The sequence below is a fragment of the Serratia sp. NPDC078593 genome (assembly GCF_050268245.1).
Taxonomy (GTDB): Bacteria; Pseudomonadota; Gammaproteobacteria; order Enterobacterales; family Enterobacteriaceae; genus JBNNGK01.
This window is the reverse complement of sequence record NZ_JBNNGK010000018.1, coordinates 1-21,462: the sequence shown is the minus strand read 5'-3', so window position 1 is coordinate 21,462 and position 21,462 is coordinate 1. Positions and strand designations below refer to the sequence as shown.

The following is a 21,462-nucleotide window of genomic DNA, read 5'->3' as shown; positions in this document are numbered from 1 at the left end:
TTTTCCCTATGACATACATTAGTCTTATGTTTAACAAGACAACGTTGAAACTTTTTGGGGGAGATATGGATTCCAAAAAGTGGAGCTGGCGTTATCAACTGAAAAACATGAGATTAATCACTATAGAACCGATCTTTCATGCGGAAAAAAGTGCCACTTGAGGCGGATAAGCAACGAGGATTTGGGATGGTTATAACCTATGCGAGCGGGGATGAAGGGCATGTCTGTCAGATTAGTCCTGATTTTCAAAGAGTATTGTTGTTGTTAAAATAAACAGTCAGATGAAAGGATCTCCTTAAGATCTTTTTTATGCCTTCATCACCGACCCGCTCGTTTTGTAAAATGTCGCATTTTGCAGCTTTACACCCACTCAGCCGACTTACGATTCGTGCCGGAATGGGGGGAAGCCAGTGTATCGCGGAGCGTGATGATAGTTAACCCATATCGACGCGTAAATTGGGCGCAGCACGCGCCCAAGGCTGAGTGATGGGAATTACCGCTGCGGCCCGGCCGCCACCAGCGCTTTACCCGCCGCGGTGACGGTGTATTTGGCGAAGTTATCGATAAAGCGTTGGGCTAAATCCTTAGCCTTTTCTTGCCAGAGGGATTCGTCTGCGTAGGTTTTACGCGGATCAAGTATTGCGGGATCGACGCCCGGCAGCGCGGTTGGCACCGCCAGACCAAAAATGGGCAGCGTGAAGGTTTCCGCCTGTTCGATTTCGCCACTCAAAATAGCGTCGATAATACCGCGAGTGTCTTTGATCGAGATGCGTTTGCCGCTGCCGTTCCAGCCGGTATTGACCAAGTAGGCTTGCGCGCCAGCGGCCTCCATGCGTTTTACCAACACCTTGGCGTAATGCGTCGGATGTAATGTTAAAAAGGCGGCGCCAAAGCAGGCAGAGAAGGTGGGGGTTGGCGTGGTAATACCGCGTTCCGTCCCGGCTAATTTAGCGGTAAAGCCAGACAAAAAGTGATACTGGGTTTGTTCTGGCGTCAGGCGAGAAACCGGCGGCAGTACGCCAAAGGCGTCAGCGGTCAGGAAGATGATCTTCTGCGCATGGCCTGCTTTTGATACCGGCGTGACGATGTTGTCGATATGGTCAATCGGATAGGAAACGCGGGTGTTTTCCGTCTTGCTGGCGTCATCAAAATCGACAGTGCCGTTGTCGCGCACGACGACGTTTTCTAACAGCGCATTACGGCGGATGGCCTGATAAATCTCGGGTTCTGCCTGTGGTGAAAGCTTGATGGTCTTGGCATAGCAGCCGCCTTCGAAGTTGAACACCCCATCGTCATCCCAACCGTGCTCATCATCCCCGATCAATTGGCGCTTGGGATCGGTGGACAGGGTGGTTTTGCCGGTGCCGGACAGCCCAAAGAATATCGCCACATCGCCCTGTTGACCGACGTTAGCAGAACAGTGCATTGAGGCAATGCCCTTCAGCGGTAACAGGTAGTTCATGACCGAGAACAACCCCTTTTTCATTTCGCCGCCGTACCACGTGCCACCAATCAATTGCATCCGTTCGGTCAGGTTGAAAGCGACAAAGTTTTCGGAATGCAGCTCTTGTTGTTGCCAATCCGGATTGGTGCATTTTGCGCCGTTCATGACGACAAAATCGGGTTCAAAATTTTGCAGTTCGTCATCACTGGGGCGAATGAACATGTTTTTAACGAAATGCGCCTGCCAGGCGACCTCAGTGATAAAACGCACTTTCAGCCGGGTATCCGCATTGGCGCCGCAAAAGGCGTCGATAACGAACAGACGTTTACCGGACAACTGTTCGCTCACTCGCGTTTTCAACTGCTGCCAGGTTTCAGGTGACAGCGGTTGATTATCGTTTTTACCCGTACCACTGTCTGACCACCAGACGGTGTCGCGTGTGGTGTCGTCACGTACGATGTACTTGTCTTTCGGTGAGCGGCCCGTAAATTCACCGGTATCAACATTGACGGCTCCCAGACTGGTGAGCGTCGCGCGTTCCAAAGGCGGTAGATCGGGATGCGTTTCTTCGTTGAACAGTCGCTCATAGCTTGGGTTATAGACGATATCGGTTGTGTGGTGAATACCATAACGAGCGAGAGTTTGTAGGGTTACAGCGCGTGAAGACATATTCTACTTCCTTATTAGCGATATTATGCCGTATTTTCAATACGGTGTTACATATTGAAACTTGGCGTCAGTTCAGGCTGACCGGATTCAGCTTTTGCCGTTCCAGTTCTTATTTAAGAAACACGGTTGTTCCGTTTCTCTCATATAGCATAGCAGCGAAAAATACGCCGGTTAATTTAGTTACAAAACGCTGACGCTAATTAATTAACGCTAACCTTAGTACCGGTTCACACTATTTCATTCAGATGAGTTAATTGGGTTCTACTTTTTTATTTTTTATCATATCGTCAGGTTTATCTAGTACGTCCCCGCATCAATGCGAGAGGTTTTCACTGGCGTTGATTAATGTGTAATTTATTGTTTTTATATAAATATATTTCTTTATGACTGGTTGTCTCATGTCTATTACTTGTCAGCAGGGTGAATAATGAAACAGAACAATGCGGCGCTGGTCGATGAAAAAATGACGGCACAATCTGCCTCATCAGGAATAATGAATCAGATTCGTCAAATGAACATCGGTGCGGTACCGTTGGCATTATTTATCACTATTTGCGCGATCGTTACCCTCTCCGCCTATGCCAACTTTTTACCCAAGAATATGATCGGTGGATTGGCAGTGATTATGACGTTGGGTTTTGCATTAGCGCATTTAGGCAAAAGCATACCGGTGTTACGTGATATTGGTGGCCCGGCGATTTTGTGCCTGATGGTGCCGTCGATACTGGTGTATTTTAATTTCTTCCAGCCAAACGTGATGGCTACCGTTCATCTGTTAATGAAAGACGCTAACCTATTGTATTTTGTCATTGCCAGCTTGGTAGTCGGCAGCATTCTCGGTATGAACAGAGTGATTCTGATCCAGGGCATGGTGCGAATGTTTGTACCGTTGGTCGTGGGAACGGCGACGGCGGTAGCAACAGGCTTGCTGGTTGGTCAGTTGTTTGGTTACAGCGCCTATCACACCTTTTTCTTTATTATTGTGCCGATTATTGGCGGCGGCATTGGTGAGGGCATTTTGCCGCTGTCGCTGGCTTATTCCGCGATTCTTGGTGCGACGCCAGACGTCTATGTTGCGCAGTTGGCACCGGCGGCAGTGCTGGGTAACATTTTCGCCATTGTGAGCGCCGGGATGCTGGCGCGCATCGGCATGAAACGCAAGGCGCTAAGCGGTGACGGTATGCTGATTCGGACCGCACAAGAGAATGCGATCTTCGCGATAAAAGAACAGGGCGGACACGTGGATTTCCAACTCATGGGGGGCGGTTTGTTAGTGATTTGCGCCTTTTTCATTGTTGGTGGTCTGTTCGAGCATATTGTATCTATTCCCGGACCGGTGCTCATGATCTTGTTTGCCGTTTTATGTAAATACTGCCGGGTGATACCGGGCAGCATGGAAAGCGGTGCCCACAGCTTTTATAAGTTTGTTTCAACTGCGCTGGTGTGGCCGCTAATGATAGGTTTGGGGATGTTATATGTGCCGTTGGAAAGCGTCGTCGCGGTATTTTCTGTCGGTTATGTCATCGTCTGCGGATCGGTGGTGCTGTCAATGGGGGTAGTCAGTTTTCTGATCGCGCCATGGTTGAAAATGTACCCGGTGGAAGCGGCGATCGTTACCTGCTGTCACAGCGGGCTGGGGGGAACGGGCGATGTTGCGATACTCTCGGCGTCGAACCGTATGGGCTTGATGCCGTTTGCCCAAATCGCTACGCGCATCGGCGGTGCCTCTACGGTCATTGGCGCGACTCTGTTGCTCAGTTGGGTGATGGCAGTGTGAAAAATTAAATCATAGCCGCATGGGGTTAAATGCCGATAATTCTTATTAATATCGCCGGATTAGCGTGAGAGGATGCCAACAGATACTTGGGCTTGCATACCTTAAGTCTCTGCCGAGTCGCCAACCATCAGGTTGGCGATTCACTTTTTCGGTTTTAACATCGTGATGGCGGCACTGATCAAGATCCGCCGTTCGATATCTCGGCTGGCCGCCAGTTGTTGAGAGAGATGTTTGGCCAGCGTCTCGACCGATAGCACTTCGCCGCGATGGCGCAGTTGCATTACGCTATCGCCAATCAGACGGGCAACTTCGTCCCAGACGGGTTTGATCTCCTGCTCCGAGAACATCATCGCTTACCTCGGCTTGGGTGATTTTTGCTCAATGTAGCAGTTGAAAAGCCTGTTTGCCACCGATGTGGCCGCGAGGAGAGATAACCGGGCTAGATGAGTCACCGGGGTGACGGCGACGGAGGCGATGTTTTGCGTTGTCGTTATCCAAACACTATCGCTGCCCAGCGCAGTAGCAGCAATGCTAGACAGATCAGCAGCAGGATCAGGAACATTTTCCCGTGTTTGCCACGCATACGTTTGGTTACCACTTTCCCCCCTTGCGCTTTACGCGTTGAAATACCAGACGCCTAAAGCAACGATAACAATCACCACCAGCACAATGACTTTTAATAAATCACTGAAGGTATCGTCGGGGTCTTTGTCGCCGTCTTTCATTTTACCGCCTGGCCATTGGCCATAGAATGTACCGATGTTCAGTATGCCTGTTGCGGTGGCCTAGGCACAGTGGTTTAGGGTAAAAATCTGATAAAGAGGGCCATGACTGCGGCTGACAAGCAAGTCGCTGATGCAGGCGTGGCCGGTTCCAGTGTACTATTCTGTCTGTTAAATGACAGAGATAAGGCAAAACAATGGCTAAAGCGCTACCCAAACAATATGAGAATGCTGAACGTTGGGCATTTGCGGATACGGAACAGCAAGCGAATGAGCTGGCAATGCGGATTGTTAACGGAACCAAAACCGCAACCTGCGCTAACCTGGATAACGAGGGTATTCCGCAAAAAGGCGACGTCTTTGTAGTGGTGGACGGTAAGGGTGAGCCGGTTTGCGCGGTGGAGCTGACCCGCGTGGAGTTGACAACGTTTGATCAGGTTGATGAAGCACACGCCTATGCTGAAGGGGAAGGCGATCGTACGCTGGCCTATTGGCGCCAAGAGCATCAACGATTCTTCGAAGGTTACGATCTTTTTTCCCCAACCATGTCGCTGATTTTGATGAATTTTGTGGTCATTGAAAAATTCTGAACGGTTAAACTCGGTGCCTTATTGCTGCCAGTGGGCGACGCCTGAACTGGCGGCGGCATTGATCTCCGGCCGCGCTCGACTGGCGGACGATCCCCATTGGGCACGCAGCGGGGCGTTAAATCAGGCAGAGTACATCGAATGGGCTAACCATGTTTGCGGTATGGCCTGCCTGAAGATGGTGTTGTGCCATCGTGACGGCCAGGCGCCACCGGTGTTAGAACTGGCCCGCCGCAGTCTGCCGTATGGTGCTTATCAACGCGCAGGCGATAGTATTAATGGGCTGATTTACGCACCGTTTACACGTTTTGTCAGTGAGCAGTTTGCGCTAAGTGCGCAGGTGCGGGTGGGGATAACCGTTCAACAGTTGCCGCAGTTATTAAACGAACAGCGTTATTTCATCGCCTCTGTGCATCCGTCGATCCGCCAGCCGCATCAGACGCCGCCGCGTAAGGGTGGCCATTTGGTATTAGTGACCGCCGCAAGTCAAGAGGCGTTAACTTTCCATAACCCTTCGGGCGACAGCGTCGCGACGCGTGAGAATGTCGCGATGTCACCGGCGGTGTTCAATCACTTTTTTGCCGGTCGCGGTATCTCGTTGACATAAAAATACGCGCTATGCACTTGTAAACATAGCGCGTATTCCCTTTGTACCATCATGCTACACGCATCACCCAGGCATCAGCCTGACGATCGTAATGCTGCTTATACAAGAGCAATTGCTTGCCGTTGAGCACGGCGGGAATGCTGGTGTGCTCATCCCATCCATCTAACTGCATGCATAAGTCAGGATCGGATTTACACGGGATGGTCAAAATACTGCTCTCTTCAGCCTGCTCGGAGCCAGCCGACCAATACGCATCATCAACCTCAAAGCTGCCTATTCTCACTACGGATACACTCATAAAGACTCCTTGCTAGATGGACTGGTAGGAGGTAAGACCAGTTAGGTCATTATGAGCATAGCCGAACGGGCTAAAAATGCCACTTAACGTTCATCATTTAGTCATTATCTGAGCCAGTGGCGGAGCGGATTAATACTCCACCACAAAACTGACGTTGTCTTGATAAGTGCCTATCGGGCGTTCGCTTTGCGCGGTATTGACCGCCGCTTTGTAGCTGATGCTTTGGCTAAGCCCGGTTCCGGCGCCGCTTTGTTTATTATTACTGTCCCAGACGGTGGTCGAGTTAGGAAGATAGATTTGATATTGCAGAAAATTTGCCGTGCCGCTTTTCATTTGTCGCCAGCCGCTGACCGGGTTGTTGCCATGGGTAAAGTAGGTGTTGTAACCCTCGGTTTTGGTGCAGGTGAGGGTGATGCTTTGGGTGATTGCATTAAACTGACCGACCATTGCCATGCTGCCAAAATTGACGTTCGGCGCGTTGCCGATTAAACAATCCTTAGTTACGACGGCGGTGAGCGATACGGTTCCGGGGACATTGTTGCCGGTCCACGCCAGGCAGAGACCTAAAATACCGATGCCGCAAATACGATAAGTCCAGCTTAAATTGATGGTATCGGTATAGGTGCCCGCCCGGACGTTAGCGCCGGCTGTCGTTTGGATATACAGCGGAATGGAGATACTGGAGGAAACGAATATCAACGAAATCAGATTCAGCGCGCTGTAATCAATGGTTTGCCCGACAGAGAACGGGTATTGATAGTTCGCATCGGGATAGATTTGATAGGGGATTTTATCGCCAGAGCCATCCGTATTTGCCAGGAACATGTTATTGCTGGTCGATAGAATATTGACCGACACGGTATTTTGCGTGAGCAGCGTCAAGCCCAGCCCAGAACAGCTCAACCCGCCGGTGCCTTGCGCCCGTATTGGGGTATTGTAGACTGAAAAGGAGCTATTTGTTCCCATATTGACCGTACCATTACTGACCGCGCAGTCGGCAAAAGCGTGTTGGCCAGCAAGCAGCAAGAGCGCGGATAGCCCTGTTTTAAGCGCATAATTCATTAACGACTCCGTTAGTTAAGGCTATCGACAGATAACAGGGCCAAGGTTGTGCAACCCTTCCGTCGTAGGCAGATTCAATTGTGCTTCGCAACGGCTGCCGTCATCGGCGGAGATAACCTGTAATCGCATGTTTTTGTCTATCGGCGAAAGGTAGACTCTCCCGTCCCAGCCGACGTAGCTGTGTTGCTGAGTACCTCTTACGTTCACTGTGCTGCCGTTAGCCAACGGTTTGCCGTCGCCGTCGACCAATTGCACATCCGCCGCTGACATTTTTTCGATCGGGAAATCGACTAAATAACCGCTGCGTTCGCGAATCGCCACGGTTTTATTCACGTCTGGAACGCTGACGTCGGCCGGTAACGTCAGAGGATCAATCTGGAATTTCGCATGGTAGTAGGAGGTGACGGTAGGCACCAAGAGATAGCCATCGCGATTGGTGACGCCGATGAGTTGGTTCTCATATCTCACCGGAATATCGGCATAACCCTGTGTGGAAACCAGCGCGAAGGCATCATTGATCGTATTGGTGGCATACAGTGCGCCATCCATGGCGACCAGTGAGCCACTGGCTTCGCCCCAGCGAGTATAATCTTGATGATTACCGTACAGCCCTGCGCGCAACTCCGCCCGCTGAGCACGCCAAGTGATATCGGCCTGACGATAATCGCCCTCATGATGTTGCCCGTTAGCATAGGAAAGGTTCCAGCCTAAACCTCCGTCAGTCGGTGCCGTACGGCTGTAACTGACCCGCTGATTCCAACGCTGACGATTATCACGGCTGGCGGTGAGGCTGGTGGTGCCCCAACTGTCGAAGGGGACGGTCAGTTGCAGTTGCGCACTGTAGCCTTGTTGGCCTATTTCACGATTGACTGAGGCATATAAGCTGACGTTGCGCCAAAATGCCACGCTGTAAGAGACGTTGACCAGTCGCGTGCGCTGACCAATGGCATCACGCACGTCAAAGTAACCCGCACCGATGCTGCCAAGCCGATCCAAGCCAATGCTACCGGTTAATTGATCGGTACGACGGCTGAGCCGGTAATCACTTTTATATGCCGCCAGATCGCTATAACCCGCGCTGCGCAAAAGGCGCTGGGCATTGAGGCTAAAGCGCGCATTGCTGTAGGTGTAACTGATGCTGGATTGATCGCCATTAGCGCGATGCTTGTCAGCGGTATGGCTGCGGCTGTACGAGGTGTTTAACACTCCCCATCGACCCAGTCGCATGCCACTGCCGACCCCGCTTACTGCCAGCTCAGCCGCGCCCTCAGCACGTCCCTCTAATGTCAACCAGTCAGTGACACCGTAACGCCCATTGGCACTGCCGACCCACTGACCATAATCCGCCGAGCGGGTGCCATAACTGCGACGTAACGCGCCAGTGGCAATGCTAAAGTCACTCATGCCGGTTTTGAGCAATGTGCTGGCGACGTAAAACGGGACGACGGTACTGACCTGACGGCCGAGCGCATCGGTAGTGACCACCGTAGCCTGGCCGGCACCGTTAATATAAGGGATCGCATCCAAGGTAAAGGGGCCAGGATTGACCGTCACCGAGCTGTTTTTATAGCTGTTAATGTACAAATCAACGCTGGTTGGCACGGCAGCCTGCCCGGAGAATTGCGGCAAGGGGTAGGTAATTAAATCGGGGCGGGTGGCGAAGTTACGCGCTAATTGCATCCCCCCGATGCGCACCGCACTGGTCCAAGGCAGCGCGCCGGTGGCAAGATCGCCGGCGGTATAGCTCAACATGCGGCGATCGTCGGTATAACGCCATTGACTATCGTAACGGATATAACGGCTCCCCGGCGTGTCGTTATGCCCGTTAAAACGGCGGCGGACAATACCGGTATTAGCGATGACACCGAAGCCATCAAACAACCGTTGCTCGCTCCAGGCAGAAACATACCCTGGCTGTCCTGCACCACTATTTTGGCTGGCGTAGACATCATAATTAAACAGGAATCCCAAACTGCTTTGTGCCGAGATCTGTCGTTCAGTATTTTTTGCCTGAATGTTCTGCTGTGGTAACCAACTGTTTGGTACATCAATCAGCAATTGCTGACTTTCTCCACTGTAGGTGACATTGACCTCGGCGAGGCGGTCGACGGCGATCTCTTTATTTTGGCGCTGCGGCACCGGCAGCCCGATATCGGCCAACTGTTGAGCTGTCAGATAATAATGACCGCCACGGTAATTAACCGGCATGACATGGCCGGTCGAGCGGCCATTGACGACCGGCTCCAGATAGAGCGTAGCATCAGGCATCGCCATGCTACGGGGGGCCGGTGGCAGGTTGTCTGCAACGGTGTCGGTTAACCACAACGTAGCCAACGCGCAACCAAGCCAAGCGCCAAGCGTCTGAGGAGTAAACATGCGCAATAACGTGTCACTCAGTAACGTGAAAGTGTGACAGGCCGTTTGTTATCGTTGATCTGTGCTTGCAGCGCGCCAGCGGATAAATTGGCCGTGGGGGGCAGAGCGAAGCGCATCTGCGCACCGGGCAATACATACCCCATTAAGCCCGCATTCAGCGTTTGCCCCTGCAGTGTGACTTTCGACAAACGGGCATGAACCACCCCCTGATTACGTACCTCAAGCCAGCGTTTGCCACCTTGTTGTAACAAGCGATAACTCAGCTTAGGTTGTGTGGCTTCGGCATAATCGCGCGGCCGTTCATAATCCTGTTTGGTCCAAATGCCGCTACCGCTGACAAACAGCGGCACCGAGTAGCGCATTTGGAAATTCAACCCTAACTGTGGGCTGGCTGATGCCTGTTGCTTGATGGGGACTTCATCGATCAAAACGCGATAGGCGCGTTCTTGTCCTGCTGGAACCGGCGTTTGGCGAATGAGCCGAATCAGTTGACGTTTCCCGGGGGCGATGGTGGCGACAGGGGGGCTGGCGACCACCTCGCTTTGTGCATGGTAATCATCTTCACCGGCTTGTTGTTGCCAGCCTAACACGCGAATTTGCATATAGACCGGTTTATTATCGCGATTTTCCAGCCACAGCGCGCTGGCCGATTGTTGGCTTTCAATCACGGGATCGATCGGCCAAATCAAGATTGAAGCCGCCGCCCACGACGACGATGGGAGGGAAAATAATAAGCCGACGAGCAGCGGCAAGCGAATAATAAAACGCATAATAGTTATCCTTTGCAAAAACTAGTAAATCACAGTGAGTAAGACCGTATCTCTGTATGTGCCACTGCTGGGCAAGATACTGGTCGCAAAGAGTCGTGCGTAGACATTAATCTGTTGGGTATCGCCAGTGGCAGTGAGCCATTGTGCTGCACCACCGTTGCTGTCATCGCCCCACACCGTGCTGTAATTGCTGTCTTGATAAAGTTGATAAACCAGCGTTTCGCTGCTGGCATCGTTTTGTAATTTACGCCCGCTGGCTATTGAGCCCGTGACGTGATTGCCGGTACTCAATGCGAGTGTCACGCTCAACCCCGGGTTGCATTTCAGCACCACTGAACCGGCGTTCACGCTGGAAACGATACTGACGTTTTCAGCCAGCGAAGCCACTTGACCGAAGTTCAACTCCCCCAAGGTGCTGACATCACTGCTGCCACTGCCTAGCAGGCAACCTTTAACCACGGACGCATTGACGGTAAATGCCTGGCTTTTGGTCATGTCATTAACGCCGGTATCGGCGCATGCTGCCTGGACGCTCAAACATAAGATGATAGCCGTTGCATATTTGCCTACCAATTGATGGTTACCTGTACGGTGTCGGTGTAATTACCGACAGCGGGAGTGGGTTGCGCGGGAATGAGGCCGTATACCGCGAGCCACTGGTCTTGTCCGTTGGCAGTTTGCGACTGGCCGGTTTGGTCGTCCCAAATAACGCTGTAAGAAGCTGAGGTATACAGGTTGTAACTCACGCGTTGGCCGCCGGTATTTTGCAAATAACGGGCGGCAGCCGTGCCACTTTGTCCACCGCCAAGTAATACGGTATAGCTCGCGCCGCTATTACATTTGACTCTGATCGCACCGGCATGTAGTTGGCCGGTAACGGTAACCGCGCTATTGAGAAAATAGGCGGTGCCAAAGTCGAGGGCGCCAAAGCTAATGTTGCCGCCAGCGTTGCTGCCGGCTTCACAGGCATTGACCAATGTGGCGCTGACGCCAAGACTGGCGCTTTTGCTATCGGCCAATACGCTGAAGCTGAGCGCCAACAGGCTGCCGCCGGCAAGCTTCGCCCAACGCACTTACCAGCTCACCGTCATCGTCACTGTGTCGGTGTAAGCGCCCTCCGCAGGGGTTACCGCAGCTGCCGGAACGCGGCCGTAAACAATCAAGGGTTCAGCCGTACCGCTGCCGGTTGCCGTCAGGACGCCGTCGGTATCATTCCATGGCTGGCTGTGGGCAGCGTCACGGTACAGGTTATAACTGATAAATGCGCCTTCAGTGCTTGCCATGCGGCGCTGTGTGCCGGTTGCGTTTAAACCGTCATTGAGCGCAACGGTGTAGTTGGTGCCGTCGGTACACTCCAGCGCCAGCGTCCCCACGCCGCCGCTGCCGCTCGAGCTGGCATCAATAATATTATTGAGTGAAGAGTAGGTGCCGAAGTTAATGGCGCCAAAATCATTCACTGAGCCACTGCTGTCGCCACCATTAACCACGCAGCCTGCACCGATAGTTAATGTCACGCCGAGGTTGCCTTGAATGGTCCCTGCTTGTGATAGTGGTACACCGGTTACAGCAGCTACGGAAAAGAGTGCTACCCAGAGTTTTTTCATAGATTGCCCTTGCTGTATAGAATCGTAAAAGCGAAAAAGCGACGGCTGATTTGCAGTCGATGCATTAATTTTTTTACCCACTATTAATTAATAGATGAAGAAAAGAAAAAAAGCGCTGAGAAGCGAAAATATCTTTCTGAGTTGCCGATAAATTTCTATTTTTTGTGATGCATCCCAATCAACACGCTCAAACCTTGACGCGCAGGTGCTTTGTACGCGCGGTGTGATGCAAGGAGAGTGATAGGTTATCCCTTTGGCGTGCTCGTAATGCGCATGGTGTGGAATAGGTGATTCGATGTGAGTGAAATAATAAAAAAGAGAATGTTTTCTTTGGGGAGTATTATTTGGCGATGGTGAAATGCTCATCATCGCCGTGAATAAATAAAATATTACTGATGGAAATCTAATATACCATCGCGGACTAATTCACGCGGAAGGTTGTTTTTTATTCTACTGCCGATACGCTTGGCAATACCTAACGGTTGCTGTTGGTAGGTAACGATGCATTCGTCACTTTGCGGCGGCGGGTCGGGATACAAGTCGCGGCCGTGAAACCATTCCTGTGCCAACGCGGCATCCAGTTCGAAAGCGAGCTTGCCTTGACCATCGGCCAGTGCCAGCACGGCTTCATGTTGCCAACGAAATCCCTTTGGAAAGCGTTCCGCCAGTTTCAGGCCAATACGGGAAAAACGTACTTTACCGATCATCGCCTCCAATGCGGCAGGGAACAGCCAAATTTCTTTATCGCGGGCCCAAAGCGTGTTGCTATCAGGATGCCATGCTAATCCAACGGCGGCGGCGGCTTGCCGCACCAGCGCACTGTCTTTGGCTGAGAGCGGCGAAAAGGGGAATTTGCCGAGTTTATAACTCGGTTTTGGCAACTGCGGAACCGCATGATGTTTACGTAGGCGAGCGACAAAGAACCCCTCGCTATCGTAAATTTGCGGGAACACATGCAGGAACCCTTCGGCAGTGAGTGCTTTTTCCGCACCGGGGAACAGAGTGCCCAGTGGTTCAACGCTCACCGCATCACCGTAGGTCGCCAACAGGCTGTTGACCACCTGCTGATTTTCATGTGCATTGAGGGTGCAGGTGGAGTACACCATTACGCCGCCGGGGGCCAGCGCATGAAAAGCACTGTCGATCAATTCGCGCTGTGTTTCGGCAATGCTCTGTACGCTTTCCGGCGACCAGTTGCTCATCGCCTCCGGATCTTTACGCACGACGCCTTCACCGGAGCAGGGCGCATCCAGCAAAACGGCATCGAAGGCTGCCGGTAAGGCGGCACCGAATACGCGACCATCAAAGTGGGTTAATGCGGTGTTTTTTACCCCGCAGCGGCTGATATTGGCATGCAGCACTTTGACGCGGCTGGCGGAATACTCATTCGCGACGATGCCGCCGTCATTATTCATCAGCGCCGCAATTTGTGTGGTTTTAGAACCGGGGGCGGCGGCGACATCTAGCACGTGCTCAGGCATCTGATTGCCATGAAACAGCGCGCTCACCGGCAACATCGAGCTGGCTTCCTGAATGTAGAACAGGCCGCTAAGGTGTTCGGCCGCGCTGCCCAACCGCAACGCATCGTCGTCTCGCGTGATCCAAAAGCCTTCTGCACACCAGGGAATCGGTTCCAGTTGCCAGTCGTAATTCTTGACCAGCGCTAAAAAGCCTTCAACGCTTATTTTCAAGGTATTGACGCGTAAACTGCGGCGTAACGGCCGCTGACATGCCGCAATGAAATCATCCATTGACAGTTGAGCGGGCATGATGTCGCGCGTAGCGTCGAGAAAAGCGGGGGGTAACAACACGGATACGGGTTTGGCCACGAGGGAACTCTTACGGATGGTCAAAAATTGAAGCACAAGTATAGCACAGGGCGCGTGCGTGGCCTATTGGCAGGAGCAGCAATCTGCATAGGCTCCTGCCAAGGTTTAGCGGTTAATTACGTGGGATCGCGGTTCCCCATTCCTTCCAATCTTTTGGCTCTTCCGCGTTCAGCATAAAATGTTTGCCTGCGTTGGCTTTGGGAGCCAACGGAATGGTTGGCGGCGTCGCGAAAGCGATACCGCCACGGATGAATTGCTGGAAGGTGCCGCTCTTGATCACGCCGCCGGTCAAACCAAACTGGAGGTTATAACCGGATGCCTGCCAGAACACGCTATTGTTACGCACCAGGTGTTGGTATTTTTTACTGATTCGCAACGAAACGTGAACGCGATCGGACATGGCTCCCAAATAGAAGCCGGTGATAGTGCCGACTTCGATGCCCCGAAACAGCACTGGCGTACCCATCTGTAGTGAACCGGTGTCGGCGGCATCGAGCACGATGCTTAGGCCGTCGAGGTAGCGCGAATCGGTAATACTGGCTTCTTGCAACTCGAAAGTGCGCATAGCGCGACTGCTGCGGCCCGGTTCGACATTAATATACGGTTGCAGCAGAGTATCAAGATTGCTCACACCAGCGGCGGAAATTTCCGGTGAAACGATGGAGAAGCGACTGCCTAAGCGGGCGAAAGTGTCCACATACTCAGGGTATAGCACTGCTTTTGCCAACACTTCATTACGCTTCGGTGCTAGCTTCAATGATTCAACTTGGCCGATATCGATGCCCAGATAGCGGATCGGCATGCCCGATGAGAGCTTGCTGGCATCGTAGGTGCGCAAGGTAATTTGGCTGCCGACGGCGCGGGCGGCGGTTTCATTGCTGTACAATACCCGCTTAGCGCCTTTGCTGACTGTGACGCCCTGTAGGTTATCGAAGCTGATGGCACCTTTCAGGGCACGATTAAGCGGCGATGCCTGCACGGTCAGGCCACTGCCGTTAAGCTGAACTTTCGCGCCGCCTTCCGCCCAAAAAATGGTTTGGTTGGTCAGCAGATCGCGATATTCCGGGCTGATATAAATATCGACGTCAAACTCGTTGGCTTTTGGCCGCACGTCGACAATTTCACCCACTTGGAATTTGCGATACAGCACGACTGAACCGGCTTGGACATCTGGTAAGCTGGTGGCCGTGAGCGTCAGCGTAGGTTTGGGTTTATTGCCGATAATCCCTGCGTTGGCTTTCTCTGCGTTGCTATAGAGTGGATATTGGGTAGCCGGTTCTCCTTTGCTGCCGGGAATGATTCGTATACCACCGTCAAGCCACTCTTGCGCACTGGCGCCGAGCACTTCCATACCGCCCAGTCCGAATTTGACATCAACCCGGCTGTTGACCACAAATTTGCTGTCTTTATGCACCAAGGCGCGATACTGCGCTTCAATTGCGGCACGGAAACTGACGCCGTTATCGGTGAGGGTACGGCTCAAAACTTGCCCCACTTTGATGCCGTGAATGATCAGCGGTTGGCCCACATCGATACCGTAGCTTTGCGGCGCATTGAGCGAAACGGTGAGCACACCCGGCTGTTGCAGTAGCGTTTCACTGCTGTCCAACACGTTAAAGTGCTGCTGGGGTTCGCCGTCACCGGGAATCAGCTCCAGCGTATTCCCGGTGAGTAACTGGCTGAGTTTGGCGTCGTTGAGGCTGATGCGCGGGCTGCGCATAGCAATGCGCGTATTGCTGCGCATCAAATCCACGACTGAGGGATCGATCGTCAGTTCGCCAGTGACTTTATTATCATCGTGTAACCTGAGCTTGGTGAGCGTACCGACCTGCAATCCTTGATAAATGAGGGGCGTGTGGTTTTCACTCAGGTTGCTGCCGCTAGGGAGATCCAAGGTGATGTTGACGCCACGCTGGCTGCGCGCCAGATCGGGATAAAGCGCATAGCTTTGGTCGGCCTTGGCTTGTTGACCGTCCGGCGGTGAGTCAAAGGCAATCGCCCCGTTGACCAGGGCCGCCAGGCTTTCCATCTGCACCGATGCGCCAGAAAGACTAAAGTCACCCTTAAAACCAGAGACGTTCCAGAAACGGCTATTACCTTTTACCAACTGCGTGAAACGACGTTCAATCAACACGTCGATGGTGACACCTTTATTACCCTCCGCGATAGTGTAGTCATATACCTTGCCGACCGGGATCTTGCGGTAATAGACCAGTGAACCCGTGGTCAGCGAACCGAGATCGTCAGCATGGAGATGAATCATCAATTCGCCGGTATTAAGCCGATATTTAGGTTGAGTATCGAGTGCCGAAAAGTGCGTCTGCGGCTTGCCGTCACCGGGCATCATGCCGATATAATTACCGCCAACTAAGGCATCAAGTCCTGATACCCCTGCCAGCGAGGCTTTAGGTGTGACCAGCCAGAATTGAGTGCCGTCGCGCAGCGAATCTTCAAGATCGCGTTTGATGCTGGCTTCGACCACGATTTTATTGAGATCTTTGCTCAAACGGATCGATTGTACGGTGCCGACTTCAACCCCCTGATAGCGCACGGGCGTCCGCCCTGCGACGATGCCGGCGGCAGATTGAAAATCAATGGTGACGGTCGTACCGCGTTCCTGAACGTTGTTATACACCAACCACCCGGCGATCAGCAGGGCGATAAACGGCAGTAACCAGAACGGAGAAATGCGGCGCTTGTTTTTAACGCGCGCTTCAGTCGGCGTATTCGGCGTTTCCTGTTGCATGTGCATCCCAAATCAATCGGCTATCCAGCCACTCAACGGCAAGAATAGTTAAAATGACCGCAGCGCCAAAGAAAAAGGCTGCTGGCCCCATAGTAAATGATAACAATTGGTCGCGATTTACCAACGACATCATCAGTGCGATAACAAAAAGGTCGAGCATTGACCAGCGGCCGATCCAAGTCACTAACCGCAACAGTCGGATGCGTGTTTTCAGGCTGTGTGACGTTTTAAGATGGATGCTTAGTAACAGCGTGATCAGCACGATAACCTTGGTAAAGGGCACCAGAACACTGGCGATAAAGACAATTGCGGCGATCGGAATATTACCGGAAGTCGCTAACGATACTACCCCGGAGAAGATAGTATCTTCCATGCGAGAGCCGTTAACATAGATAATTGATATCGGCATCAAATTGGCCGGAATCAATAAAATCATGGCAGCGATCAGCGCCGCCCAGGTTTTTTGCATGCTATACGGCTGGCGATGACACATCGGAATATGGCAGCGTGGGCAGCGGCCCCGTTGATCAGGATAACCGGTGTAATGGCAGGATAAGCAGACATGCAACGCTGTCGATGCTCCTGCAGGTTGCTCCTGCGGATAGTAACGCTGCCACAGTTGCTCCACATTCAGGTGAATCAAGGTCAAAATGCTGAGTAACGTCAGGCAAAGGTAGGCGATAAGGGCGCTGCCCATCTCGATATCGGCGTACTCTTTTACTTTAATCGCGGCCACCGCCATACCTACCAGATAAATATCCAGCATCACCCACTCTTTTAACCGTTCTAGCATCAGGAGTACGGGGCGTAAATTCATCCCCAAATGGTGACCGATACGCAGATACAGCAGTGAAAGCACTAAAGTGAGCGGTGCACCCATGGTGCAAAATGCCACCATACTGGCGGTGATAGGATCGCCCTGTCGGCTCATCTGCCAGACGCCTTCCAGCAAACTGGCATTGATGTGGACACCCAGTAATCTGATAGCGATCAGCGGCTCGGTAAATGCAAACGGCATCAGCAACAGCATGGTCACGGCCATGGCAGTCAACCGCGTCATTGACCAGTCACGGCCGTGTACCACCTTGGCGTTACAGCGTGGGCAATAGGCCGCCTGGTTGTCGGCCAGTTGCGGTAGTATGAACAACAGATCGCATTCGCAGCAGCGCTGATGGCGTGCTTGAGAGAGGGGACCGGTGATCGCGTGTATCTTCATTATCAAAGCTGCTCTATAGCCCGCAGGTGTTCATTTAGCGTAGCTGGAAAATAATGCCGTCTTTGCCACTGAGTGATAGCAAAGCTGGAGAATCAACGATTCTGCGAGGCAAACATACCCTGTTAAGCAGGGTTTTGTGAAGTAACAGATGATTAACCTTGTGGCTATACGCATTTAATGCTTATTTTATAGGGGCTAAGCTCTGGGCTTGAAGTTATCTTTACGAGCGTTAATGGTTACTACATGACAAAAGAACAATTCTACGCGGAATTCAAACGCGATCTTTGTGCGCTGCTTGAGGGCGAAACTCACTTTATCGCTGCGCTTGCCAACGCCAGTGCGTTGATTAATGAGCGGTTGGATGATGTTAACTGGGCGGGCTTTTATCTGATAGACGGTAAGCAATTGGTGCTCGGTCCGTTCCAGGGGAAAATCGCCTGTGTGCGGATTCCGTTGGGTAAAGGGGTGTGTGGCACTGCCGCCGCGGAAAATTGCATTCAGCGCGTCGGTGACGTCCATGCATTCCCGGGGCATATCGCCTGTGATGCGGCCAGTAATGCCGAAATTGTGTTGCCGCTAGAAGTTAGTGGTCAAGTTATCGGCGTTCTTGATATTGACAGCACAGTTTATCAACGGTTCGATGAACAGGATGAAATAGGCCTGAAGGCAGTGGTGGCGGGGCTTTGTGCGCAGTTAGAGCAGTGTAATTGTGCGAAATACGTCACTGTGGCGGCAAGTTGATCTACGGTTAACGTGGCATTTACCGATGGCGTCATTATAATGACGCCTGTTCATGCCTGCGGCTTGTTGGCAACACCGTTGTAATCAGGAAATTTCATGGAAAATCAACCTAAGTTGAACTCTAGTAAAGAAGTTATTGCTTTTCTTGCAGAGCGTTTTCCGCTCTGCTTTAGCGCCGAGGGCGAAGCACGTCCGCTAAAAATCGGTATTTTTCAGGATCTGGTGGAACGTGTGCAGGGGGAAGAGAATCTGAGCAAGACGCAATTGCGTTCTGCCCTTCGCCTGTACACCTCAAGCTGGCGTTATCTGTACGGCGTGAAAGTCGGCGCACAGCGTGTTGACCTCGACGGTAATCCGTGCGGCGAGCTGGAGCAACAGCATGTCGATCATGCGCGCCAGCAGCTTGAGGAGGCTAAAGCGCGCGTTCAGGCACAACGTGCCGAACAAAACGCCAAAAAACGTGAAGCCGCCGGTGAGTCAGCCTCTGCTGAGCCTCGTCGCCCGCGTCCAGCCGCTAAGAAGCCTGCTGCGCGGCGTGAAGGGGGAGCGGCAACGGAAAATCGCAAGCCGCGTCCACAGTCTCGCCCACAGCAAGCTCGTCAACCTCGTGCAGCAAAAGAGGAAAACCAGCCGCGGCCTGTACCCGTCACCGATATCTCTGCACTGCAAATTGGTCAAGAAATCAAAGTCAGAGCAGGTAAGAGCGCGATGGATGCTACCGTACTCGAAATCGCCAAAGATGGCGTACGTGTGCAGCTCTCTTCCGGTCTGGCGATGATTGTGCGCGCAGAACACTTGCAGTTCTGATACGGAGGCCAACTAAGGCATGAACAAATTTGTCAGATTAACGGCAGTCGCTGCGTTGATGTGGGCTGGCGTCAGTTACGGTGCGGATACCGCCAACATCCGCATCGTTCAACTGCCACAGCTACATCAGGAACCGCAGCATGCTACGGTGAGTGAGCGCGTGACCTCGCGCTTCACTCGCTCTCACTACCGCCAGTTTGCGTTGGATGCCGACTTCTCAGGTAAGATCTTCGATCGCTACCTGAATATGCTGGATTACAACCATAATGTCTTACTGGCATCCGATGTCGCGCAGTTTGCCGATAAACGCCAGTCGTTTGGTGAAGAGCTTAAGACCGGTAAACTGAATACGTCTTACGCGCTGTTTAATCTGGCGCAAAAACGCCGCTTTGAGCGTTTTACCTATGCACTGTCATTGCTGGATAAACCGATGAGTTTTACCGGCAATGACACTATCGATCTAGACCGCAGCAAAGCGCCGTGGCCAAAAGACACGGCTGAGCTGGATCGTTTGTGGGACGCAAAGGTCAAATATGATCGGTTAAACCTCAAACTGACCGGCAAAACCGATAAAGAAATTCGTGAAACGTTAACCAAGCGTTATCAGTTCGCCATCAAGCGTTTGACGCAAAGTAATAGCGAAGACGTATTCCAGTTGGCGATGAATGCCTTTGCGCGTGAAATCGATCCGCATACTAATTACCTTTCCCCGCGCAATACCGAACAGTTCAACACCGAGATGAGCCTATCGCTGGAGGGGATTGGTGCGGTATTGCAAATGGATGATGATTACACGCTGATAAACTCTATGGTGCCCGGTGGTCCGGCGGCGAAGAGTAAACTGATCACCGTCGGCGATCGGATTGTCGGTGTTGGCCAGGCGGGCAAAGGGATGGTCGATGTCATCGGCTGGCGTCTGGATGATGTGGTGTCACTGATCAAGGGCCCGAAAGGCAGCAAAGTGCGTTTGGAAATCCTGCCAGCTGGCAAGGGAACCAAAACGCGAACGGTGACCTTGACCCGTGAACGTATTCGTTTGGAAGACCGCGCAGTAAAAATGACCATTAAGACCGTCGGCAAAGAGAAAGTGGCGGTGCTGGATATTCCTGGCTTCTACGTCGGTTTGACCGATGATGTAAAAGTTCAGTTGCAGAAGATGGCTAAACATCATGTGCAAAGCGTGATCATCGATTTGCGCTCGAACGGTGGCGGTGCACTAACTGAAGCGGTATCGCTTTCCGGCTTGTTTATTCCAAGCGGCCCTGTCGTTCAGGTTCGTGATAACAATGGCAAAATCCGTGAGGACGCGGACACCGATGGCGTAACCTATTATAAAGGTCCGTTAGTGGTGCTGGTTGACCGCTTTAGCGCCTCAGCGTCTGAGATTTTTGCCGCAGCGATGCAAGATTATGGCCGTGCGTTGATCGTCGGTGAACCCACCTTTGGTAAAGGAACCGTGCAGCAATACCGTTCATTGAACCGTATTTACGATCAAATGCTGCGTCCGGATTGGCCTGCGCTGGGTTCTGTCCAATACACCATTCAAAAATTTTATCGTGTCGATGGCGGCAGTACGCAGCGTAAAGGTGTGACACCCGACATTCTGATGCCTACAGGTATCGATCCGGCGGAAACCGGTGAGAGCTTCGAAGATAACGCGATGCCGTGGGACAGTATCAACGCTGCGATCTATGACAAAGTTGGTGATATAAAGCGGTTCGTCCCGGCGTTGTTAAAGGACCACGAACAGCGTATCGCCAAAAATCCAGAGTTCCAGTATATCGCGCAGGACATCGCGCATTACAAAGCGTTAAAAGATAAACGTAACAACGTGTCGCTTAACTTTGCTCAACGAGAGAAAGAGAACCACGATGACGATGCTACGCGCTTACAACGGATAAACGATCGTTTACAGCGGGCAGGTAAGAAGCCATTGAAATCGCTGGATGCGTTGCCGAAAGATTATCAGCAACCGGATCCGTATCTGGATGAAACCGTAAAAATCGCGTTAGAATTAGATCGTTTGGAAAAAAGCTAGCGGGCTTAACATGCCGCAGCGATAACGTTGCAGTTATACGACCGAGATAATCACTAAACGCACCTTCAGGTGCGTTTTTTGTGCGCAGAAAACCCCCAGCTAGGCTGGGGGTTCAGTAAAGCTTTCAGCTTTGAGCCAGTTATAAAAACCCCTTTTGATTTGTTAAAAC

19 protein-coding genes are annotated in these 21,462 nt (G+C 52.1%); 6 read left to right on the top strand and 13 right to left on the bottom strand.

Annotated elements, in window-relative coordinates:
- Nucleotides 1-493 precede the first annotated feature (493 nt).
- Complete coding sequence (gene pckA / locus ACQKDS_RS16935) at nt 494-2,113, bottom strand: phosphoenolpyruvate carboxykinase (ATP) (protein WP_399672960.1); 1,620 nt, start codon at nt 2,111-2,113, stop codon at nt 494-496.
- A 427-nt stretch (nt 2,114-2,540) separates the two neighbouring features.
- On the opposite strand from pckA, the gene ACQKDS_RS16930 reads away from it, so the two are divergent.
- On the top strand, nt 2,541-3,890 hold the full coding sequence (locus ACQKDS_RS16930) for a 2-hydroxycarboxylate transporter family protein (RefSeq protein WP_399672962.1): 1,350 nt from the start codon (nt 2,541-2,543) through the stop codon (nt 3,888-3,890).
- Nucleotides 3,891-4,030: 140 nt separating this feature from the next.
- Here the strand turns inward: ACQKDS_RS16930 and ACQKDS_RS16925 are convergent, their stop codons facing one another.
- Nucleotides 4,031-4,240 carry a hypothetical protein gene (locus tag ACQKDS_RS16925; protein ID WP_399672964.1) on the bottom strand — a complete coding sequence of 70 codons (210 nt, stop codon included), beginning with the start codon at nt 4,238-4,240 and terminating at the stop codon, nt 4,031-4,033.
- A 140-nt stretch (nt 4,241-4,380) separates the two neighbouring features.
- Entirely contained in the window at nt 4,381-4,488 is a 108-nt protein-coding gene (gene yniD / locus ACQKDS_RS16920) for a small membrane protein YniD (protein WP_399672966.1), read from the bottom strand.
- A gap of 321 nt (nt 4,489-4,809) precedes the next feature.
- Between yniD and ACQKDS_RS16915 the strand changes: the two genes are divergently transcribed.
- Nucleotides 4,810-5,202, top strand: coding sequence for an ASCH domain-containing protein (locus ACQKDS_RS16915; RefSeq protein WP_399672968.1), 393 nt, complete (start codon nt 4,810-4,812; stop codon nt 5,200-5,202).
- A complete protein-coding gene (locus ACQKDS_RS16910; protein WP_399672970.1) occupies nt 5,189-5,806 on the top strand; it encodes a C39 family peptidase in 618 nt (205 codons plus the stop codon). The genes ACQKDS_RS16915 and ACQKDS_RS16910 overlap by 14 nt, the downstream gene beginning before the upstream one ends.
- A gap of 49 nt (nt 5,807-5,855) precedes the next feature.
- Here ACQKDS_RS16910 and ACQKDS_RS16905 read toward each other — a convergent pair whose 3' ends face one another.
- The 10 genes from ACQKDS_RS16905 to yebS all read right to left on the bottom strand — a co-directional run bounded on the left by ACQKDS_RS16905 (nt 5,856) and on the right by yebS (nt 17,707).
- A complete protein-coding gene (locus tag ACQKDS_RS16905) occupies nt 5,856-6,104 on the bottom strand; it encodes a DUF1480 family protein (RefSeq protein WP_399672972.1) in 249 nt (82 codons plus the stop codon).
- Between the two features lie 129 nt (nt 6,105-6,233).
- Entirely contained in the window at nt 6,234-7,166 is a 933-nt protein-coding gene (locus tag ACQKDS_RS16900; RefSeq protein WP_399672974.1) for a spore coat protein U domain-containing protein, read from the bottom strand.
- A 21-nt stretch (nt 7,167-7,187) separates the two neighbouring features.
- Nucleotides 7,188-9,434 (bottom strand): fimbria/pilus outer membrane usher protein, encoded by a 2,247-nt coding sequence (locus ACQKDS_RS16895; RefSeq protein ID WP_399672998.1) that lies wholly within the window; start codon nt 9,432-9,434, stop codon nt 7,188-7,190.
- Between the two features lie 125 nt (nt 9,435-9,559).
- Nucleotides 9,560-10,312, bottom strand: coding sequence for a molecular chaperone (locus ACQKDS_RS16890; RefSeq protein ID WP_399672976.1), 753 nt, complete (start codon nt 10,310-10,312; stop codon nt 9,560-9,562).
- A 21-nt stretch (nt 10,313-10,333) separates the two neighbouring features.
- Nucleotides 10,334-10,807 carry a spore coat U domain-containing protein gene (locus tag ACQKDS_RS16885; RefSeq protein ID WP_399672978.1) on the bottom strand — a complete coding sequence of 158 codons (474 nt, stop codon included), beginning with the start codon at nt 10,805-10,807 and terminating at the stop codon, nt 10,334-10,336.
- A gap of 71 nt (nt 10,808-10,878) precedes the next feature.
- A complete protein-coding gene (locus ACQKDS_RS16880) occupies nt 10,879-11,385 on the bottom strand; it encodes a spore coat U domain-containing protein (protein ID WP_399672980.1) in 507 nt (168 codons plus the stop codon).
- Entirely contained in the window at nt 11,386-11,916 is a 531-nt protein-coding gene (locus ACQKDS_RS16875) for a spore coat U domain-containing protein (protein WP_399672982.1), read from the bottom strand.
- Between the two features lie 389 nt (nt 11,917-12,305).
- A complete protein-coding gene (rsmF, locus tag ACQKDS_RS16870; RefSeq protein WP_399672984.1) occupies nt 12,306-13,745 on the bottom strand; it encodes a 16S rRNA (cytosine(1407)-C(5))-methyltransferase RsmF in 1,440 nt (479 codons plus the stop codon).
- Between the two features lie 112 nt (nt 13,746-13,857).
- On the bottom strand, nt 13,858-16,491 hold the full coding sequence (locus tag ACQKDS_RS16865; RefSeq protein WP_399672986.1) for a PqiB family protein: 2,634 nt from the start codon (nt 16,489-16,491) through the stop codon (nt 13,858-13,860).
- Nucleotides 16,460-17,707: a membrane integrity lipid transport subunit YebS gene (yebS, locus tag ACQKDS_RS16860; protein WP_399672988.1), complete on the bottom strand. Its 1,248-nt coding sequence runs from the start codon at nt 17,705-17,707 to the stop codon at nt 16,460-16,462. The genes ACQKDS_RS16865 and yebS overlap by 32 nt, the downstream gene beginning before the upstream one ends.
- Nucleotides 17,708-17,950: 243 nt before the next feature.
- Here yebS and ACQKDS_RS16855 point away from each other — a divergent pair, with 243 nt between their 5' ends.
- The 3 genes from ACQKDS_RS16855 (at nt 17,951) to prc (ending at nt 21,293) form a co-directional block, all read left to right on the top strand.
- Complete coding sequence (locus ACQKDS_RS16855) at nt 17,951-18,448, top strand: GAF domain-containing protein (RefSeq protein ID WP_399672990.1); 498 nt, start codon at nt 17,951-17,953, stop codon at nt 18,446-18,448.
- Between the two features lie 96 nt (nt 18,449-18,544).
- A complete protein-coding gene (proQ, locus tag ACQKDS_RS16850) occupies nt 18,545-19,255 on the top strand; it encodes an RNA chaperone ProQ (RefSeq protein WP_399672992.1) in 711 nt (236 codons plus the stop codon).
- A 19-nt stretch (nt 19,256-19,274) separates the two neighbouring features.
- Nucleotides 19,275-21,293 carry a carboxy terminal-processing peptidase gene (gene prc / locus ACQKDS_RS16845; RefSeq protein ID WP_399672994.1) on the top strand — a complete coding sequence of 673 codons (2,019 nt, stop codon included), beginning with the start codon at nt 19,275-19,277 and terminating at the stop codon, nt 21,291-21,293.
- Nucleotides 21,294-21,462: the final 169 nt, after the last annotated feature.

What these genes read in the sequence shown, in the direction of transcription:
- pckA (WP_399672960.1), bottom strand. Translation starts at nt 2,113, where the DNA reads ATGTCTTCACGCGCTGTAACCCTACAAACTCTCGCTCGTTATGGTATT.
- ACQKDS_RS16930 (WP_399672962.1), top strand. Translation starts at nt 2,541, where the DNA reads ATGAAACAGAACAATGCGGCGCTGGTCGATGAAAAAATGACGGCACAA.
- ACQKDS_RS16925 (WP_399672964.1), bottom strand. Translation starts at nt 4,240, where the DNA reads ATGATGTTCTCGGAGCAGGAGATCAAACCCGTCTGGGACGAAGTTGCC.
- ACQKDS_RS16915 (WP_399672968.1), top strand. Translation starts at nt 4,810, where the DNA reads ATGGCTAAAGCGCTACCCAAACAATATGAGAATGCTGAACGTTGGGCA.
- ACQKDS_RS16905 (WP_399672972.1), bottom strand. Translation starts at nt 6,104, where the DNA reads ATGAGTGTATCCGTAGTGAGAATAGGCAGCTTTGAGGTTGATGATGCG.
- ACQKDS_RS16900 (WP_399672974.1), bottom strand. Translation starts at nt 7,166, where the DNA reads ATGAATTATGCGCTTAAAACAGGGCTATCCGCGCTCTTGCTGCTTGCT.
- ACQKDS_RS16895 (WP_399672998.1), bottom strand. Translation starts at nt 9,434, where the DNA reads ATGCCTGATGCTACGCTCTATCTGGAGCCGGTCGTCAATGGCCGCTCG.
- ACQKDS_RS16890 (WP_399672976.1), bottom strand. Translation starts at nt 10,312, where the DNA reads ATGCGTTTTATTATTCGCTTGCCGCTGCTCGTCGGCTTATTATTTTCC.
- ACQKDS_RS16885 (WP_399672978.1), bottom strand. Translation starts at nt 10,807, where the DNA reads ATGACCAAAAGCCAGGCATTTACCGTCAATGCGTCCGTGGTTAAAGGT.
- ACQKDS_RS16875 (WP_399672982.1), bottom strand. Translation starts at nt 11,916, where the DNA reads ATGAAAAAACTCTGGGTAGCACTCTTTTCCGTAGCTGCTGTAACCGGT.
- ACQKDS_RS16865 (WP_399672986.1), bottom strand. Translation starts at nt 16,491, where the DNA reads ATGCAACAGGAAACGCCGAATACGCCGACTGAAGCGCGCGTTAAAAAC.
- yebS (WP_399672988.1), bottom strand. Translation starts at nt 17,707, where the DNA reads ATGAAGATACACGCGATCACCGGTCCCCTCTCTCAAGCACGCCATCAG.
- ACQKDS_RS16855 (WP_399672990.1), top strand. Translation starts at nt 17,951, where the DNA reads ATGACAAAAGAACAATTCTACGCGGAATTCAAACGCGATCTTTGTGCG.
- proQ (WP_399672992.1), top strand. Translation starts at nt 18,545, where the DNA reads ATGGAAAATCAACCTAAGTTGAACTCTAGTAAAGAAGTTATTGCTTTT.
- prc (WP_399672994.1), top strand. Translation starts at nt 19,275, where the DNA reads ATGAACAAATTTGTCAGATTAACGGCAGTCGCTGCGTTGATGTGGGCT.